17 protein-coding genes are annotated in these 17,605 nt (G+C 49.2%); 16 read left to right on the top strand and 1 reads right to left on the bottom strand.

The window, feature by feature from the left end; all coding sequences use genetic code 11:
• The first annotated feature begins 85 nt into the window (after window positions 1–85).
• From C2M36_RS04675 to C2M36_RS04635, 9 genes are all read left to right on the top strand, one after another.
• Window positions 86–343, top strand: a complete 258-nt coding sequence (locus C2M36_RS04675) for a hypothetical protein (RefSeq protein WP_105253922.1) — start codon at window positions 86–88, stop codon at window positions 341–343.
• A 37-nt stretch (window positions 344–380) separates the two neighbouring features.
• The gene (ampD, locus tag C2M36_RS04670; RefSeq protein WP_105253921.1) at window positions 381–953 is read left to right on the top strand and encodes a 1,6-anhydro-N-acetylmuramyl-L-alanine amidase AmpD; all 573 of its coding nucleotides are present in this window, start codon (window positions 381–383) and stop codon (window positions 951–953) included.
• A 17-nt stretch (window positions 954–970) separates the two neighbouring features.
• On the top strand, window positions 971–1,819 hold the full coding sequence (gene ampE, locus C2M36_RS04665; protein WP_105253920.1) for a beta-lactamase regulator AmpE: 849 nt from the start codon (window positions 971–973) through the stop codon (window positions 1,817–1,819).
• Window positions 1,820–1,984: 165 nt separating this feature from the next.
• Window positions 1,985–2,995 carry an erythrose-4-phosphate dehydrogenase gene (epd, locus tag C2M36_RS04660; protein WP_105253919.1) on the top strand — a complete coding sequence of 337 codons (1,011 nt, stop codon included), beginning with the start codon at window positions 1,985–1,987 and terminating at the stop codon, window positions 2,993–2,995.
• Between the two features lie 41 nt (window positions 2,996–3,036).
• Entirely contained in the window at window positions 3,037–4,215 is a 1,179-nt protein-coding gene (locus C2M36_RS04655; RefSeq protein ID WP_105253918.1) for a phosphoglycerate kinase, read from the top strand.
• Window positions 4,216–4,360: 145 nt separating this feature from the next.
• Complete coding sequence (fba, locus tag C2M36_RS04650; RefSeq protein WP_105213364.1) at window positions 4,361–5,425, top strand: class II fructose-bisphosphate aldolase; 1,065 nt, start codon at window positions 4,361–4,363, stop codon at window positions 5,423–5,425.
• Window positions 5,426–5,861: 436 nt separating this feature from the next.
• Window positions 5,862–6,551, top strand: coding sequence for a phosphate regulon transcriptional regulator PhoB (gene phoB, locus C2M36_RS04645; RefSeq protein ID WP_105188390.1), 690 nt, complete (start codon window positions 5,862–5,864; stop codon window positions 6,549–6,551).
• Between the two features lie 67 nt (window positions 6,552–6,618).
• The gene (phoR, locus tag C2M36_RS04640; RefSeq protein ID WP_105253917.1) at window positions 6,619–7,950 is read left to right on the top strand and encodes a phosphate regulon sensor histidine kinase PhoR; all 1,332 of its coding nucleotides are present in this window, start codon (window positions 6,619–6,621) and stop codon (window positions 7,948–7,950) included.
• A gap of 88 nt (window positions 7,951–8,038) precedes the next feature.
• The gene (locus C2M36_RS04635; protein ID WP_105253916.1) at window positions 8,039–9,007 is read left to right on the top strand and encodes a PstS family phosphate ABC transporter substrate-binding protein; all 969 of its coding nucleotides are present in this window, start codon (window positions 8,039–8,041) and stop codon (window positions 9,005–9,007) included.
• A gap of 76 nt (window positions 9,008–9,083) precedes the next feature.
• On the opposite strand, the gene argE is transcribed toward C2M36_RS04635, so the two are convergent.
• Complete coding sequence (gene argE / locus C2M36_RS04630) at window positions 9,084–10,229, bottom strand: acetylornithine deacetylase (protein ID WP_105253915.1); 1,146 nt, start codon at window positions 10,227–10,229, stop codon at window positions 9,084–9,086.
• A 228-nt stretch (window positions 10,230–10,457) separates the two neighbouring features.
• Between argE and argC the strand changes: the two genes are divergently transcribed.
• The 7 genes from argC (at window position 10,458) to C2M36_RS04595 (ending at window position 17,207) form a co-directional block, all read left to right on the top strand.
• On the top strand, window positions 10,458–11,465 hold the full coding sequence (gene argC / locus C2M36_RS04625; protein ID WP_105253914.1) for an N-acetyl-gamma-glutamyl-phosphate reductase: 1,008 nt from the start codon (window positions 10,458–10,460) through the stop codon (window positions 11,463–11,465).
• A gap of 10 nt (window positions 11,466–11,475) precedes the next feature.
• The gene (argB, locus tag C2M36_RS04620) at window positions 11,476–12,246 is read left to right on the top strand and encodes an acetylglutamate kinase (protein WP_105253913.1); all 771 of its coding nucleotides are present in this window, start codon (window positions 11,476–11,478) and stop codon (window positions 12,244–12,246) included.
• A gap of 8 nt (window positions 12,247–12,254) precedes the next feature.
• On the top strand, window positions 12,255–13,172 hold the full coding sequence (locus C2M36_RS04615) for an ornithine carbamoyltransferase (RefSeq protein ID WP_105253912.1): 918 nt from the start codon (window positions 12,255–12,257) through the stop codon (window positions 13,170–13,172).
• 9 nt (window positions 13,173–13,181) lie between these two features.
• On the top strand, window positions 13,182–14,381 hold the full coding sequence (locus C2M36_RS04610) for an argininosuccinate synthase (RefSeq protein WP_105253911.1): 1,200 nt from the start codon (window positions 13,182–13,184) through the stop codon (window positions 14,379–14,381).
• Between the two features lie 14 nt (window positions 14,382–14,395).
• On the top strand, window positions 14,396–16,261 hold the full coding sequence (gene argH, locus C2M36_RS04605; RefSeq protein ID WP_105253910.1) for an argininosuccinate lyase: 1,866 nt from the start codon (window positions 14,396–14,398) through the stop codon (window positions 16,259–16,261).
• 152 nt (window positions 16,262–16,413) lie between these two features.
• Window positions 16,414–16,623 (top strand): hypothetical protein, encoded by a 210-nt coding sequence (locus C2M36_RS04600; RefSeq protein WP_105253909.1) that lies wholly within the window; start codon window positions 16,414–16,416, stop codon window positions 16,621–16,623.
• Window positions 16,624–16,643: 20 nt separating this feature from the next.
• Window positions 16,644–17,207: a hypothetical protein gene (locus tag C2M36_RS04595; protein ID WP_105253908.1), complete on the top strand. Its 564-nt coding sequence runs from the start codon at window positions 16,644–16,646 to the stop codon at window positions 17,205–17,207.
• Window positions 17,208–17,605: the final 398 nt, after the last annotated feature.

Below are 17,605 nucleotides of genomic sequence, written 5' to 3'. Positions count from 1 at the left end.
AGTCACAGAAAAAAGCACGGATTTTGCCCGTGCTTTTTTTTGCTCTATGCTTAAAGGTCAAGCTAACGTCTAAAGGATGGACATTATGGCAACAACAAAGCTAGTGGGCACGGAGCGCCGTCACGGTAAAAGAACCTTCAATCAACACTTCGCCAGGCTCACAGGTGAGCAGGTTAATAAGGTATACAGCCTGACCAAATTGGGCTTCCAGCTGGATTTTGTACGGACCGATTGCCCGCCCCCGCAATTGGCGGTATTACACCGTAATAATGAGCTGGTAACGGTTGATCCTCACGGCATCTGTGACTTTTCACCTGCTTTGCCCTTGCGCCATCAACCCTAGACTTTTACCATGGCGGTAAAGCTGTAGGGGAAGGATTATGGCAATTAATGAACAAGGGGTATACGCCCACGCACGGCAGTATTCCTGCTCGCATTTTGATGCGCGACCACAAGGGGAAGTGTCACTGCTGGTGATCCACTGTATCTCCTTACCCGAAGGACAGTACGGCACGCCCCATATTGATGCCTTGTTTGCCGGTTGCCTCGATTGTGATGCCCATCCCAGTTTTAGTTCCTTGCAAGGGGTAAGGGTGTCGGCCCATTGTTTAATTGACCGCCAGGGGCGGGTGCGCCAATACGTCCCCTTTAGCGAGCGGGCTTGGCATGCGGGCGTCTCACAATTTGCCGGGCGTGAGCGCTGTAATGACTTCAGCATAGGTATTGAGCTTGAAGGCACAGACCACAGTGATTACACCCCAGCCCAATATCAGAGCCTGGCGCAACTGACCCTGGCCATCATACAACGCTACCCGCAGATCACCCGCGAGCGCATTGTCGGGCACAGTGATATAGCCCCTGGACGTAAGACAGATCCGGGCGAAGCGTTTGATTGGACATACTTTTTTGACCTTACATTTAGCGGTAATTGCGATAGACTAAAGGAAATATAAGTTAAGTTATTGCCGCTATGACTCTGATCGCTATCATATTTGCGCTTATCGCCGAACGCCTCGGAGCGCGCTCAAAGAACTGGCAAATTGCCACCTATGCCCATTGGTATCAAGGGCAAAGCGTTTCGCTACTCAAACGTTTTAGCGGCCTTGGTAAAGAAGCTGGAATGATCCTGTGGTTATTGATCCCCAGTGCCTTGGTTTTTGCCCTGGCTAATCTCAGTGACTTTGTCCTGTGGCAGTTGCTGGTGAATACCACAGTGGTGCTCACCTGTTTCGGTTGCGCCACTCTGCGCGGCTATTACAAGGGGTATTTAAATGCCCTGACTCGGGATGATGGCGAAGCGGCCACTCTGTACGCCTTGCAAATGGGACAAAAACGCACCGAAGATGAAGAAAATGGTGAAACCTTTGCGCAAACCCTGGCCTGGGTGAACTTTCGTTTTTACTGTACGGTTATTTTCTGGTTTGTTTTTCTCGGGGCGGCGGGGGCCTTGTTTTATGCCCTGGTGCGCAGCTTTCACGATTTCAGTGAACAAACAGAGCATGAGCTGTCGCCCTGGCATCACGCCCTGGGTAAAATCCTCTACTGGCTTGAGTGGCCGGTAGCTCGGGTGGCCAGCTTAGGTTATCTGGTGATAGGTAACTTTTCCAAGGGTACCCAATGTTGGTTGCGCCACGTGCTCGATTTCTCGGTGTCAAACCGCCAGGTGATCACCGAAACCGCCTTGGCCGCCGAACAAATTGAGATTGAGCACTATGGCTGCACTATAGAAGCCCAGTGTATGATGCGTTTGGTAAAACGTAATGTGCTCTTCTTCTTAGCATTAATCGCCTTACTTACCCTGTTTGGCGGTTTGTCTTAGGGCCGAGGATAAGCTTAGGTTGTCTACCACACAGGTTTACAACCTAAGTCACAGCGGTTTTTATTTATACTCCCCCCTTACACTCAAGGCCTAGGTCTATTACAATAGCGGCCATTCTTTTAAGACCTGCATTTGGGCAACTTTTCAAGGCGGTAGTCTGTAGTTATGGCAATTAAGCTGGCAATTAATGGCTTTGGCCGCATCGGTCGCAATATTTTACGAGCTTTATATGAGAGCGGACGCCGCAGCGAATTTGAAATTGTTGCGATCAATGAGTTAGCTAAGCCAGAAGGCATTGCTCATTTACTAAAATACGACACGGCCCATGGGCGTTTTGCCTTTCCCGTGGAGCTCGCCGAGCAGGCCTTGATCGTCGATGGCGACAAGATTGCCCTTTATTGTGAAGAAGATGCCTCTGCCTTGCCCTGGCAGCAGCACGAGGTGGATATTGTGCTTGAGTGCACCGGGGTCTATCACTCTCGTCTTGATGCGCAAAAACACTTGCATGCCGGTGCCAAGAAGGTGTTGTTTTCACAACCTGCTGATGCCGATGTCGACGCCACCATAGTGTATGGCATTAACGATCATGAATTAAATGCCCAGCAGACCATAGTGTCCAATGGCTCATGTACCACCAACTGTATCGTCCCGGTGATCCAGGTGCTGGACGATGCCTTCGGTATCGAGTCCGGTGCTATCACCACGATTCATGCCTCGATGCATGATCAGCAGGTAATCGATGCCTATCATGACGATTTGCGCCGTACACGTGCCGCAAGTCAGTCTATAATTCCGGTGGATACAAAATTAGCGCGTGGCATCGAACGCATTTTACCTAAATTTCATGGCCGCTTTGAGGCCATTGCGGTGCGCGTGCCGACCATTAATGTGACCGCCATGGATTTGAGCGTGACAGTCAATAGCGATGTTTCGCTCAGTGATGTTAATCAAGCCATTGCCAAGGCGGTGCACGGGCGCTTAGCAGGCATTTTAGACTATACCGAAGAACCTCTGGTGTCGGTCGATTTTAACCATGATGCACATTCTTGCATCATCGACGGTACACAGACACGGGTTAGTCATAAACGTTTGATAAAACTACTAGTATGGTGTGACAACGAGTGGGGGTTCGCTCATCGAATGCTCGATACCTCGGCTGCGTGGATGCAAAAATAAGCATCTAACTTTGTATAAAACGTATAACTAAGGAGATGAGAATGTCGGTCATTAAGATGGCGGATTTGGATTTAGCAGGCAAACGCGTATTGATCCGTGAAGATCTAAACGTGCCTATTAAAGATGGTAAGGTAAGTTCTGATGCGCGTCTACGTGCCGCCTTGCCGACCATTCAATTGGCGTTAGACAAGGGCGCTAAGGTGATGATTATGTCGCACCTGGGCCGTCCTACAGAAGGCCAATACGATGAAGCATTCTCTCTGGCTCCGGTTGTTGATTACCTTAACGACAAACTGTCGCAAGATGTTCGTTTAGCCAAAGATTACCTAAATGGCGTCGACGTTGCTGACAACGAAGTGGTGGTATTCGAGAACGTGCGTTTTAATCCAGGCGAAAAAGCCAACGATGAAGCGCTGGCGAAGCAATTAGCCGCTTTATGTGACGTGTACGTAATGGACGCATTCGGCACCGCACACCGCGCTCAGGCTTCAACCCACGGTGTGGGTATGCATGCGCCTGTAGCCTGTGCAGGCCCATTGCTTGCTGCGGAATTAGACGCGCTAGGTAAGGCCCTTGATAACCCACGACGTCCATTGGTGGCCATTGTTGGTGGTTCTAAGGTTTCAACCAAACTAACCGTCCTTGATTCACTATCAAATGTAGTGGACCAATTGGTTACCGGTGGCGGTATCGCTAACACCTTTATTGCTGCAGCCGGTCACCCGGTAGGTAAATCTTTATATGAGCAAGACCTGATTGGCGAAGCGCAAAAGCTAACCGAGAAAGCCCGTGCTAACGGCGGCGATATTCCGGTGCCTGTTGATGTAGTGGTTGGTAACGAGTTCTCGGAATCGGCCGTTGCTCAGCTTAAAGACGTGCAGGAAGTGACCGATGAAGACATGATCTTCGATATCGGCCCAGACACGGCGAAAGAGCTTGGCGATATCATTGCCAAAGCCGGTACCATTGTATGGAATGGCCCGGTTGGCGTATTTGAGTTTGACCAGTTCGGTAACGGCACTCAAAGCATTGCCAAAGCGATCGCCGAGTCGGATGCCTTCTCGATTGCCGGGGGGGGTGACACTCTAGCAGCCATTGATAAATATCATGTGGCTGATAAGATCTCATACATCTCTACCGGTGGTGGTGCCTTCTTGGAGTTCCTGGAAGGGAAAAAACTACCTGCGGTTGCTATGCTAGAAGAGCGAGCAAAACAATAAGATACTCTAAGGCCGGCCTCTCACTTTCGCCGGCCTTGTGTTTGGAGCTTAGGGCTCCGCTTGGTAAAACCTTTGGTAAAGCCAAGCATCATCCCGTTCAAAAAACCCGATAGTCTGGTGCTATCAAAAATTGGAGATAAGCGAAATGGCTTTGATCAGTATGCGTCAACTTCTCGACCATGCGGCGGAATTTGGTTACGGCGTACCTGCCTTCAATGTAAATAACCAAGAGCAAATGCGTGCCATCATGGAAGCGGCCGATAAAACAAACAGCCCGGTTATTGTGCAAGGTTCAGCCGGCGCGCGTGCATACGCGGGTGCCCCTTTTATTCGCCATATGATTTTGGCGGCAATCGAAGAGTGGCCACACATCCCGGTAGTAATGCACCAAGACCACGGTACTTCACCGGCGGTATGTCAGCGTTCTATCCAGCTTGGTTTCTCATCGGTCATGATGGATGGCTCATTGCTTGACGATGGTAAAACGCCTTCATCTTATGAATACAACGTAGACGTAACTCGTCGCACCGTAGAAATGGCCCACGCCTGTGGCGTATCTGTTGAGGGTGAGCTAGGTGTTCTAGGTTCACTGGAAACCGGTGAAGCGGGTGAAGAAGACGGTATTGGCGCGGTAGGTAAACTATCTCACGACCAACTGCTGACCGATCCGGAAGAAGCGGCAGACTTCGTTGCTAAAACCGGTGTTGATGCGCTGGCGATCGCCTGTGGTACCTCACACGGTGCCTACAAGTTCACTCGTCCACCAACGGGCGATATTCTTGCGATTGACCGCATCAAAGAAATCCACAGCCGTATTCCTGATACGCACCTAGTAATGCACGGTTCGTCGTCGGTTCCACAAGAATGGCTAGCGGTGATCAACGAGTTCGGCGGTGAGATCCCTGAAACTTACGGTGTGCCAGTGGAGCAGATCGTTGAAGGTATCAAGCACGGTGTTCGTAAGGTAAACATCGACACGGATCTGCGTTTGGCTTCAACAGGTGCGGTTCGTCGTCACTTGGCTCAGAACCCAGCGAACTTTGATCCACGTAAGTTCCTTGCCGAAGCAACGAAAGCCATGACAGAGATCTGTGTGGCGCGTTATGAAGCATTCGGTACAGCGGGTCAGGCGAGCAAGATCAAGCCTATCTCGCTTGATGACATGCACCTACGTTACCTAAGCGGTGAGCTAAGCCCTAAAATTAAGTAATTTTAGCGACTTAGTCCAATAAAAAGCCTCGTGTTTCACGGGGCTTTTTTGGATCAAGGTTTTATCAAGGAAGGATCCTTGGGATCAGATTTTTATCAACACGGGGGCGTTTTCGGATCAATATTTTATCGATTGCCGCGCTCAGGCTTGATGCGCTGATTAAGAAGTGAGCAATTATCAGTTGGTTAGTTGAAGAGGGCTTAGTCATACTTGGTATAAAACTGATCCCTGGTGGGATCAATTAGTAAAATATTGATCCCTAATAGCCTGCTTAGTACAAATCTGATCCTGCCAAGCTCGCTTAGTAAAACGCTGATCCCTGCGGATCAAAAGGATTTTTGCGAGATCACCATTAAGGGTGTAGTCTTTCATAAAACTGTCACAAAAAGTCATAATAATGACATCAGTCCAATGAAACTGATTAGAGATAAATGGAATGTCACGTAAAGTTCTTGTTGTTGATGATGAGGCACCAATCCGCGAAATGCTGGTGTTTGTATTAGAACAGAATGGTTTTCAGGCTATCGAAGCTGAAGATTACGACTCTGCGATAGCGGCCATGGTTGAGCCTTACCCTGATATGGTGCTACTTGATTGGATGCTTCCAGGTGGCAGTGGTATTCAAATTGCCAAAAAGTTTAAGCAAAGCGAACACACTCGCCAGATCCCCATCATCATGCTGACCGCGCGTGGTGAGGAAGAAGATAAGGTGCGAGGCCTGGAGGTCGGTGCCGATGATTATGTGACTAAGCCTTTCTCGCCGAAAGAACTTATGGCGCGCATTAAAGCCGTTATTCGCCGTGTGGCACCTACGTCATTGGAAGAGGCCATCGAGGTGCATGGCTTACGCCTAGATCCTATTTCACACCGCGTTACCTCGCAGGGCAGTGAATTGGATATGGGTCCGACCGAGTTCCGTTTATTGCATTTCTTTATGACCCACCCTGAGCGCGTTTACAGTCGCGAGCAATTGCTTGATCATGTGTGGGGCACAAATGTGTATGTTGAAGACAGAACGGTGGATGTGCATATTCGTCGTTTACGTAAAGCGATCTCACCCATGGGCCATGATCGTTTAGTACAAACTGTGCGTGGCGCCGGTTATCGTTTTTCCAGTAAGGTTTAGCCTGCCATCAATTACTTTCATGGATGAGTAGGTTTATGCCTAGCCAGGCATAGAGCAGAGATATTGTATGTATCGAGTAGTTAATAAGCGAACCTTAACCAAGCGTTTGTTTATGTATTTCTTACCATTGGTGCTGATAGGCGTGCTTGTAGGCGCGCCTTTTTTGCTTCTTTTCCTCGGCGCCTTTACCCTCTTGTTATGGCATTATCGCCAACTTTATCGTCTTAGCGATTGGTTAATAAACCAGCGCAGCTTTAACCCTCCCGAAGGGGAAGGGGCCTGGGAGCAAGTCTTTGAAGGGATCTACCACCTGCAACAGCGCAACCGCAAAAAGCGAAATGAGTTAGCGGATTTAATTCGTCGTTTTCGCGAAGGCGCCGAGGCAGTGCCCGATGCGGTGATCGTGCTGCAGCGGGACTTCAGCATCGTCTGGTGTAATCAATTGGCACTGAGATTATTAGGACTGCAATGGCCCACCGATCATGGTCAGCGTATTGATAACCTGATCCGCCATCCTAAATTCAGCCGTTATATGGCCGAGGGGGCCTATGAAGAAGCCCTGGAGCTGGACATAGCCCACAATGGCGAACAGGTGCTGGAGTTTAGGGTGATGCCTTATGCGCAATCACAGATCATGATGGTGGTGCGCGATATTACCCGTTTAAAACAGCTTGAGCAGATGCGTAAAGACTTTGTCGCCAATGTGTCCCACGAGCTGCGTACGCCGCTGACCGTGGTGACCGGCTATCTGGAAATGATGGATGGTGACAATATGCCGCCGCCAGCGATGTGGAATAAGGCGCATGGCACCATGATAGAGCAGTGTCAACGCATGGACTCGCTGGTCAATCAGCTGTTGTCTTTGTCCCGTATCGAAGGAGCGCGTAAGCACGACAACGATAAGCCGGTGCATGTGCCGCAGATGTTGGAATTAATTCATACCGAGGCGCAGTCGCTGAATCAGGATAAGGGCCATACCCTGGTCTTTGAGGTGGACGCGGAGCTCGATATTCTCGGTGCCGCCGATGAATTGCGCAGTGCCTTTTCAAACCTGGTCTTCAATGCCGTGCATTACACCCCAGAAGGTGGGCAGATCACCGTGTGCTGGCAGCGCAAGGATGGCTACGCCCACTTTAGCGTCAGCGATAACGGTGAGGGCATTGCCCCCGAGCACCTTAATCGTTTAACCGAGCGCTTTTATCGTGTTGATAAGGCCCGCAGCCGTAAGACAGGTGGTTCGGGACTGGGTCTGGCCATTACCAAACACGTGTTATCACGCCATGATTCACAGCTGCATATAGAAAGCACCGTGGGTAAGGGGTCGTGTTTTTGGTTTGCTTTTGCGCCGAGCTGGATAGTAACAAATAATCAAAATGCTCCACTTTCGGCAAAGTCATAAAAGTGTCATTTTCGAGTAATCTAACTGTCATTTTGTCGCTGCACAATGGTCGCAGTTGAAACATGGGACACACAAATTGGAGAACCCAATGAAATTTAAAAACTTAGTTGCTGCAATGGGCGTTGCTGTTAGTGCCCTAACTGCAGGTCAGGCGATGGCCACAGATAAAGCTATCGCAGAGTATGAAAAAACAAGCGGCATCTCTGGAAACTTTTCATCAGTAGGTTCTGATACCTTAGCCAACATGATGACTTTCTGGGCCGAAGAATATAAGCGTATTTACCCTAACGTAAATATCCAGATCCAAGCGGCTGGTTCATCTACTGCGCCACCGGCATTGACCGAAGGTACGGCTAACTTTGGCCCTATGAGCCGTAAGATGAAGTCGAAAGAAATTGAAGCATTCGAAAAGCGTCACGGTTACAAGCCTACTGAAATCCGTGTAGCGATTGATGCGCTTGCCGTATTCGTACACAAAGACAACCCAATCGAAGGTCTTCGTATCGACCAGGTAGATGCTATTTTCTCATCTACTCGTAAATGTGGTGCATCAGAAGAAGTGAATCGTTGGGGTGAAGTAGGTCTAGAAGGTGACTGGGCTGCTAAAGACATCCAGCTTTACGGCCGTAACTCGGTATCAGGTACTTACGGTTACTTCAAGAAGAAAGCACTTTGTAAAGGTGACTTCCGTAACAACGTAAACGAGCAACCTGGTTCTGCGTCTGTAGTACAGTCAATCTCGTCATCAGTGAACGCGATTGGTTACTCGGGCATCGGTTATAAAACATCGGGTGTTCGTACCGTACCTCTAGCGAAGAAAGGCGATAAGTTCGTAGATGCAACGTTAGAAAATGTTGCTACTGGTAAGTACCCACTATCACGTTTCCTATACGTTTACGTGAACAAGCACCCAAATAAACCGCTTGCGCCAATCGAAGCCGAGTTTATCAAAATGGTACTTTCACAAACCGGTCAAAAGATTGTTGAGAAAGACGGCTATGTACCACTTTCTGCAAAAATGGTTGAAAGCGAGCTTAAGAAGCTAGGCTTAAACTAATCTTTGAATCTTGTTGATTAGATAGCAAAGCCCCTCATTGAGGGGCTTTTTTTATGCCTGTGTTTTAGGGTTTGGCTTACCAGCAGCTTTGATAGATAAGCTCTTTAATGATCTGTTGTGAAGGGGCAATGCGTTCCATGGCCAGATACTCATTGGGCTGGTGCGCCTGTTCAATGGAGCCAGGCCCCATCACTATGGTTTCACAACCCAGTTGTTGGATAAAGGGCGCCTCGGTGCAGTAGTTAACGGCGACCGCCGGTTGCTGAGAGAGCTTTTCCGCCAATTTGACCAGGGCGCTGTCCTTGGTACCGGCAAAGGCCGGAATGGGATCGTGCATATCCCACACTTCCACCGAGCCCGGATAACGTGCGTTGATGTCCTTGGTGGCATCAAGCAACATGGCTTGCAGCTCGGCGATGCTCAGGCCGGGCAGCGGGCGCATATCGAGTTGCAGCTCACAACAGCCGCAAATACGATTGGCATTGTCGCCGCCATGGATATGACCCAGGTTCAGTGTCGGGTAGGGAATTGCAAAATCAGGAACTGAATATTTATTCTTTAGTTCCTCTTTTAATTTCAGCAGCTTTTGAATCACCAGATGCATTACTTCAATGGCATTAATACCGCGCTCCGGATCCGAGCTATGACCGCTTTTACCAATGATGCGAATCGCCGAAGTCATATGCCCCTTATGGGTAAACACGGGCACCATGTCGGTGGGCTCGCCAATAATACAACGCTCGGGTTTTAGATCTGGATAGCGAGCCACTTCCTGAGCTCCGGCCATGGTGGTTTCTTCATCGGCGGTGGCCAACAGCAATAAAGGGCGCTGCTGTTTACTGCTATCAAGCTCGGTAATGGCATTGAGAACAAAAGCAAAAAATCCTTTCATATCAATACTGCCTAAGCCGTAGAGCTTGTTGTCTTCGGCTATAAGCTTAAAGGGATCCCGCTGCCAGCGTCCCTCATCAAAGGGCACTGTGTCCGTGTGCCCGGCGAGCATCAGGCCACCTGCACCGCTGCCGCGTTTGGCCAGTAAATTGTATTTGCCGGGGGCGCTTTGCAGCTCGATGACCTCACTGTGAAAACCCAAGGATTCGCACCAGGTTGCCAGCAACTCAATAACACCGCGGTTACTTTGACTTAGCGCCGGATCGAGCGAGCTGATCGAGGGGGCGGCAATAAGTTGCTGGTAGCGCGTAAGAAAATCTGGGTTTGACATATAAATTCCAAATATTTATTCATATCTATTGCATAATAATATAAATGTCTTTATAGTGAATATCAATTCACATTTTCAGCATAAATATTGGTTAAGTAAATGCTTCAATACCTCTTTAGCATAGCGTCACGACGATAGTTCGAGTACTCACAAACTCCCTTGTGTGTACTCGCTTTTTTCGTCGGGCATCTCGCCCGTTACTTACTTTCTGATTTTTGAGTGTAATTAATGAATATTGTAATTATTGGCGCGAGTGGCTACAGCGGTGCAGAGCTAGCCAAATTAGTCGCAACACATCCTCACTTTGAACTGGTTGGCTGTTATGTATCGGCCGGCAGTGCGGATCTTAATAAACCCCTCAGTGCCCTGTATCCAGAGCACAAAGGCATAGTGGATCTGCCGTTGCAGGGCATAGACGATACCGCCATTGCCACCATTGCTGCACAAGCTGATGCCGTATGCCTGTGTACGGACCATAAAGTCAGTGTAGATCTGGCTCCCCAGTTTCTCGCCCATGGACTGAAGGTTTTTGATTTATCAGGCGGTTTTCGTCTTGCCGATGCGCATTTATACGAACAATTCTACGGTTTCACCCATCAACACCCTGAGCTATTAGCGCAGGCCGTATATGGTTTGGCGGAATGGCACAGCGAAGCGCTTAAAACCGCTCAGCTGGTGGCCGTGGCCGGGTGTTACCCGACCGCCAGTTTAAATGCTCTGAAGCCATTGCAGCAAGCGGGTTTATTGGCCGCCGATCAGCAGGTGATCATCAATGCGGTATCCGGGGTAACCGGAGCTGGGCGTAAGGCTAATATCGGCACCCATTTTTGCGAAGTCTCTTTGGCGCCTTATGGCCTGTTCAACCATCGCCACACCCCGGAAATCGAACAGTATTTGCAGCATCCGGTGTTATTCACACCGCACCTGGGTAATTTTAAGCGCGGCATTTTGGCCACCATTTATGCCACCTTGAATGCCGATGTAACGCTGGATGATGTCAGCGGTGCCTATCAGGTGCTGGCCGACGAACCCCTTATTCGCTTATTGGGCGCCAACCAGGTGGCATCCATCAAGGGCATTGAAAATCAGCCTTATGTCGACATCGGTTGGCATGTAAAAGGGCAACAGCTGATTGTCAGCGTCGCCATAGACAACCTACTTAAAGGCGCTTCGGGTCAGGCATTGCAGTGCATGAACCTGAATGCGGGCCTGGCTATTAACACCGGTTTGGTATGAGGAACACATGATGACTACTAAGAAAACTTGGGTAATCAAACTCGGTGGAGCGGTATTGAATAATCCCGCGGCGCTCGATGCGCTTTTTGTGGCCCTGGGCTCTCAGCAACAGGCTAATTTCGTGGTTGTCCATGGCGGCGGTGCCCTTGTGGATCGCTGGTTACATGACGCCGGTTTTGCCACCGCCAAACATCAGGGCTTACGCATTAGTCCGGCGGAGCAAATGCCTTATATCGTCGGCGCTCTGGCCGGGTGTGCCAATAAGCAACTATTGGGCGTGGCCCTTAAAAACAAACTGCAACCGGTGGGCTTAAGCCTGTTTGAGGCGGGCATTAATGCCGAGCAAAAATTAAAAGCCCTGGGTCAGGTCGGCGAATGTGTGCCCAGTGCTGACTCAATTTTACCCCTGCTGATTGATGCTGGACGGCTCGCTCTGGTGAGCTCCATCGGTTTTGATGAGCAGGGGAAATGGTACAACGTTAACGCCGATGAAGCGGCGGCGGCCATCGCTAAGTTACTGGGCGCCGAGCTCATTTTTATGACGGATGTGGAGGCGGTACTGGACCAACAGGGCAAAGCCCTGCATCAGCTAGATAAAGCACAAATCGATGACTTGATTGCACAAGGAGTTATCTCGGGCGGGATGGAGGTCAAAGTAAAGACCAGCCTTCTTGCTGCCCAGCACTTACGACGTGGTGTGTACATCTCCAGCTGGCAAAAGCCAGAAAACCTTATTGCATTGCTCCAAGGGGAGCATGTTGGCACCCAAATTACTATGTAGATAACACCATGAAACAAGATTTTATTACCGGCCTAGAGTTGGATGAAAAAAAGATTTTAACGCTTTTATCCTTAGCGCAAAAAATGAAGGCGCAACCTCAGGATTATGCTCAGGCGCTGGCCGGCAAGTCCATCGTCACATTATTTGAAAAGCAGAGCCTGCGTACGCGGTTGAGCTTTGATATTGGCATAAACAAGCTTGGCGGCCATGCGGTATACCTTGACCAGCAAAATGGTGCCATGGGCTCACGGGAGTCGGTGAAAGACTTTGCCCTGAATATCAGCACCTGGGCCGATGCCATCGTGGCTCGAGTTAACCAGCACAAAACGCTTGAAGAGCTCGGCGAGTTTTCTTCCAAGCCTGTAGTGAACTCGCTGTGCGATCTTTACCACCCCTGTCAGGCATTAGCCGACTTTTTGACGCTCCAGGAAGTGCATGGCGATGTAAGCCAACTTAAGCTGGCTTATTTAGGTGAAGGAAACAATGTTACCCATTCACTGATGCTGTTGGCGGCCACCTTGGGCACCGACTTTGTGGCCGTATGCCCTAAAGGCAGTAGCCCGGATGCGCAAATTGTGAAGCAGGCGGAGCAAATCGCTGCCAGCAAGGGCGCTTCTATCCTAGTCAGCGACCGAGTTGAAGCGGCGGTAGGAGCCAACGCCCTGTATGCCGATACCTGGGTCTCTATGGGCGATAACACCCCGCTTGAGCAGGTAAAAGAAAAATATATGCCATATCAGCTTAACAAACAGCTGTTAGATATGACTGGCGCACAAACGGTTTTACATTGTCAGCCCGCTCACCGTGAGTTTGAAATTACCTCGGATGTGATGGACAGCGACTATTCTAAGATTATTCAACAGGCGGAAAACCGCATGCATGCACAAAACGCCCTGTTAGTTACATTATTAAACCCAAATTTTTAAGGACTTGAGATGAGCACTATTAAAAAAGTTGTATTGGCCTACTCGGGTGGTTTGGACACCTCGGCAATTGTGCCTTGGTTAAAAGAAAACTACGGCTGTGAAGTGGTTGCCTTTGTGGCCGATGTGGGCCAGGGCGCAGAAGAGCTGGCGGGCGTGGAAGAAAAAGCCATTGCTTCGGGCGCTTCCGAGTGTCACATCGTTGACCTTAAAGAAGAAATGGTTGCCGATTATATCTATCCGACGCTGAAAACCGGCTCTATTTATGAAGGCACCTATCTGCTTGGTACCTCGATGGCTCGTCCTATTATTGCCAAGGCCCAGGTTGAAGTAGCCCGTAAGGTTGGCGCCGATGCCTTGTCGCACGGTTGTACCGGTAAGGGTAATGATCAGGTGCGTTTCGAGTCCTGTTTTGCCGCTCTGGCGCCGGATCTTAAAGTGATCGCCCCTTGGCGTGAGTGGGATCTTTCCAGCCGTGAGTCCCTGTTGGATTATCTGGCCGAGCGCAATATTCCTTGTGCCGCGTCGGCGACTAAGATCTACAGCCGTGACGCCAATGCCTGGCATATTTCCCATGAAGGCGGCGAGTTGGAAGACCCTTGGTGTCAGCCAAGCGATCAGGTGTGGACCTGGACCAATTCACCAGAGCAGGCACCAGATCAGCCGGAAATGGTCAGCATCAGCTTAGAAAAAGGTGAGATAGTTGCAGTAAATGGCGAGCAACTCAGCCCGTATCAGTGTCTGGTGAAACTGAATGAATTAGCCGCTCCTCACGGTGTTGGTCGCGTCGATATCGTCGAGAACCGTTTGGTAGGCATGAAGTCGCGCGGTTGTTATGAAACTCCGGGAGGCACAGTAATGATGGCGGCGCTGCAGGCCATTGACGAATTGGTACTGGACAAGGCCAGCCGCAAGTGGAAAGAAACCCTGGGCGGCGAGTTTGCGCATCTGGTCTATGACGGTCGTTGGTTTACGCCATTGAAAGACAGCATCCTGGCGGCGGCCGAGGCCTTTGCCGAGTTTGCCAGTGGTGAAGTGGTGTTGAAAATGTATAAGGGTCAGGTTGTCGCGGTGCAGAAGAAATCTCCAAACAGCCTGTACAGCGAAGATTTCGCCACCTTTGGTGCCGATGATGTGTACGACCAATCACACGCCGAAGGCTTTATTCGCTTGTTCTCGTTATCAAGCAGAATATCGGCGTTGAAGAAGTAAGGTAGGAGAAGGCAATGGCACTTTGGGGCGGACGGTTTTCATCGGGTCCAGATGAAGCATTTAAACAGTTTAACGATTCTTTGCCGTTTGACTATGTGATGGCTGAGCAAGACATTATTGGCTCTGTGGCATGGGCGGGAGCGTTAAATCGCGTTGACGTGTTAACCGATGACGAACACCAGCGTTTGGTGGCGGCATTGTATGAGTTACTTGAAGAGGTTCAGGCTAATCCAGGCAGTGTCGCGCTCAGTGGTGAAGAAGATATTCACTCGCATGTTGAGGCGGCGCTGATCAATAAGGTAGGTGACCTGGGTAAGAAGTTGCACACCGGGCGCAGTCGAAATGATCAGGTGGCCACGGATTTCCGCCTGTGGTGCAAGCAAACCGCGAGCACCATTGCCGAGGCCCTTATTGCTACCAAGCAGTCGCTACTTGCCCTGGCAGAGCGTGAGTTCGGTACGGTTTTGCCTGGCTATACGCATTTGCAACGGGCTCAGCCGGTGCTCTTTAGTCACTGGTGTATGGCCTATATGGAAATGCTTGAGCGTGATGCCAGCCGTTTACAAGATGCCGTTAAGCGCATGGATCAATGTCCTTTGGGCAGCGGTGCCTTAGCCGGTACTGCCTATGCCATCGACCGTGAGCTGTTGGCGCAGGATCTGGGCTTTGCCCAGGCAACCCGCAACAGCTTGGATGCAGTGTCGGACAGAGACTTTGTGGTTGAGCTATTGAGCACGGCGTCGATTTCCATGCTGCACCTGTCGCGCTTTGCCGAAGATCTGATCTTCTATAACTCCGGCGAAGCGGGGTTTGTTGAGCTGGCGGATAACGTCACCTCGGGCTCGTCCTTGATGCCGCAAAAGAAAAACCCAGATGCCCTGGAACTGATCCGTGGTAAAACCGGACGGGTTTTTGGCGCCATGAGTGCCATGATGATGACGCTTAAGTCTTTGCCCCTGGCCTATAACAAGGATATGCAAGAGGATAAGGAAGGCTTGTTCGATGCGCTACCAACCTGGTTGGCTTGTTTGCATATGGCACAATCCTGCATCAACGGTATTAAGGTTAACGGCGATAAAACCAGAGCGGCGGCACAAGGCGGTCATGCGAATGCCACCGAGCTGGCCGACTACCTGGTTGCTAAAGGGATCCCTTTCCGTGAAGGGCACCATATCGTCGGTCAATTGGTGCAGGTGGCCATCGGCGAAGGTAAAAACCTGGAACAACTGACGCTTGAGCAATTTCAAGCGGTGAGCAGCGTTATTGACGAGGATGTGTATCCTGTACTTGAATTGGATGCTTGCTTGCAGGCGCGTAAGGCTTTGGGCGGCACCTCGCCGCAACAGGTGGCGCACGCCATTAAACATGCCAAACAACAGCACTGCATTACGGTACGCGATGCCAACTTACATGATGTTGAAGCCATCAGCGAGTTAATTCAGTATTGGGCCAAGGTCGGCGAGAATTTGCCGCGCGCTAAAAGTGACATGGTGCACTCGATTAATGAGTTCGCTGTTACCGAGGTAAACGGCAAGGTCACCGGCTGTGCATCACTCTATATCTATGATACCGGTTTGGCGGAGATTCGCTCACTCGGGGTAAACCCGGAATGTGGTGTCAAAGGGCAGGGACGTATGCTGGTGGATCATTTGCTGATAAAAGCCAAAAAATTGGCGTTGAAAAGGGTGATCGTATTAACGCGTGTACCCAATTTCTTTGCTAAACTTGGTTTTGAGCAAAGCAGTAAAGACAGCTTACCGGAAAAGGTCATGAAAGACTGTGAACTCTGCCTGCGCAAGGAGAACTGTGACGAGGTTGCCATGGATTTCTACCTCCAACATGCTTCCGTAGGCGAGATACCTTGTAAGTTAATTGCTTAAAATTGAGAACGCGTTGCTAACTTTGGCACGCGTTCTGCATTAACTATATCAGTCGCTAAGATTTTTCTTTGTAGTGTGACAGCAGCACCAAGTGTGTTATTTTGACACTGGTGTTAATAAAAATTTAACTTAGTTTATAAAGGAGATTAACTATGCAAGTTAATGCCAACACACAAATTCAAGCACAAGCTTACACCAAGTTACAGCAGCAAACTCAACAGCCTACAGTGCAAACTACTAGCACTCAGACGCTACAATCTGATACAGTAACTTTATCAAGCGATGCATTAGCCGCAAGTAACGCGGAAATTCAGCGCGGCGGTGGTACAGTAATTTTAGATCCACCTAAAAAAGAGAATTAACAGTGAATGCGGGATGAAGGATGTATTTTGAAAAAAGTATAGGCGTATTTATGGGGGCCTTTGTAGTTTGGGGTTTCCTGATGGCTATGCTTTTCAATTTAATGCTGATCGGTTTTAAAGCCAAGAAGGACTTTAAGCTTGTCCTGGTTAGCATCATCATGTTCATCTCGTATTTTATTAGCGATCACTTTTTTGGCTTTTTTAGCACATCAGATATGTATCTGACTTGGTTTATCTATGACCTAGTCACTCTCTTAATCATTCTTCCAGCATTAACAATTGGTAAATCGAAAGTCTCTCCCGGCGTTGTATATGTAATAATTGGCTTGTCACTCAATTCCTTACTGTTTTTATTTATGCATTTAGATATCACAGTCCAAGGCAACAGAGAGGAGTGGTGGCTATGGAGTGTATACTCAATTGGGGTAAACGTTATCGACTTCTTTATGATAGTAGTGCTAATTGTCGATAAAGATATTTTCGGTTTTATTACTCTTAAAAACTACGTTAAGCATAGAGTTACAACCCACTCATCATCTTTTTTAAGTAAATTTTCTCAAAACTTTCAAATACAACAAAGTTAATCAGCTCCTCAATTAGGGCTTGAGTAAGAAACAATCACAATGACTTTTTCATTAAAAGAAATATTCTTACTTTTTAGTTTTGAGGACATAGCTCGGCTTTTCAATGTGTTCATCAATTGGGGCTTGATGATGGCACTGCTATTCAATTTGGTGACTTATTCAGCCCCGGAAAAACGCGACTCGTCCCCTTTGGGGTTATGTGTGGTCTTGGTGTTATCTTATTTAAGCACCTATTACCTCGAGTGGGGTCGCTACATGTATATATACTGGTCCCTTGCCGATGCGGCCACCGTATTACTTCTCTATTTGGTGCAATTAAGAAAGAAGAAAATAGCCGCACTCTACTATTGCATCGCTGGTCTCACCGTTAACGGCCTTCTTCACCTTTGGGTGTATTA

Source organism: Pseudoalteromonas sp. T1lg75 (genome assembly GCF_002964705.1).
Lineage (GTDB): Bacteria > Pseudomonadota > Gammaproteobacteria > Enterobacterales > Alteromonadaceae > Pseudoalteromonas.
This window is presented reverse-complemented; position numbering and strand designations above follow the sequence as displayed.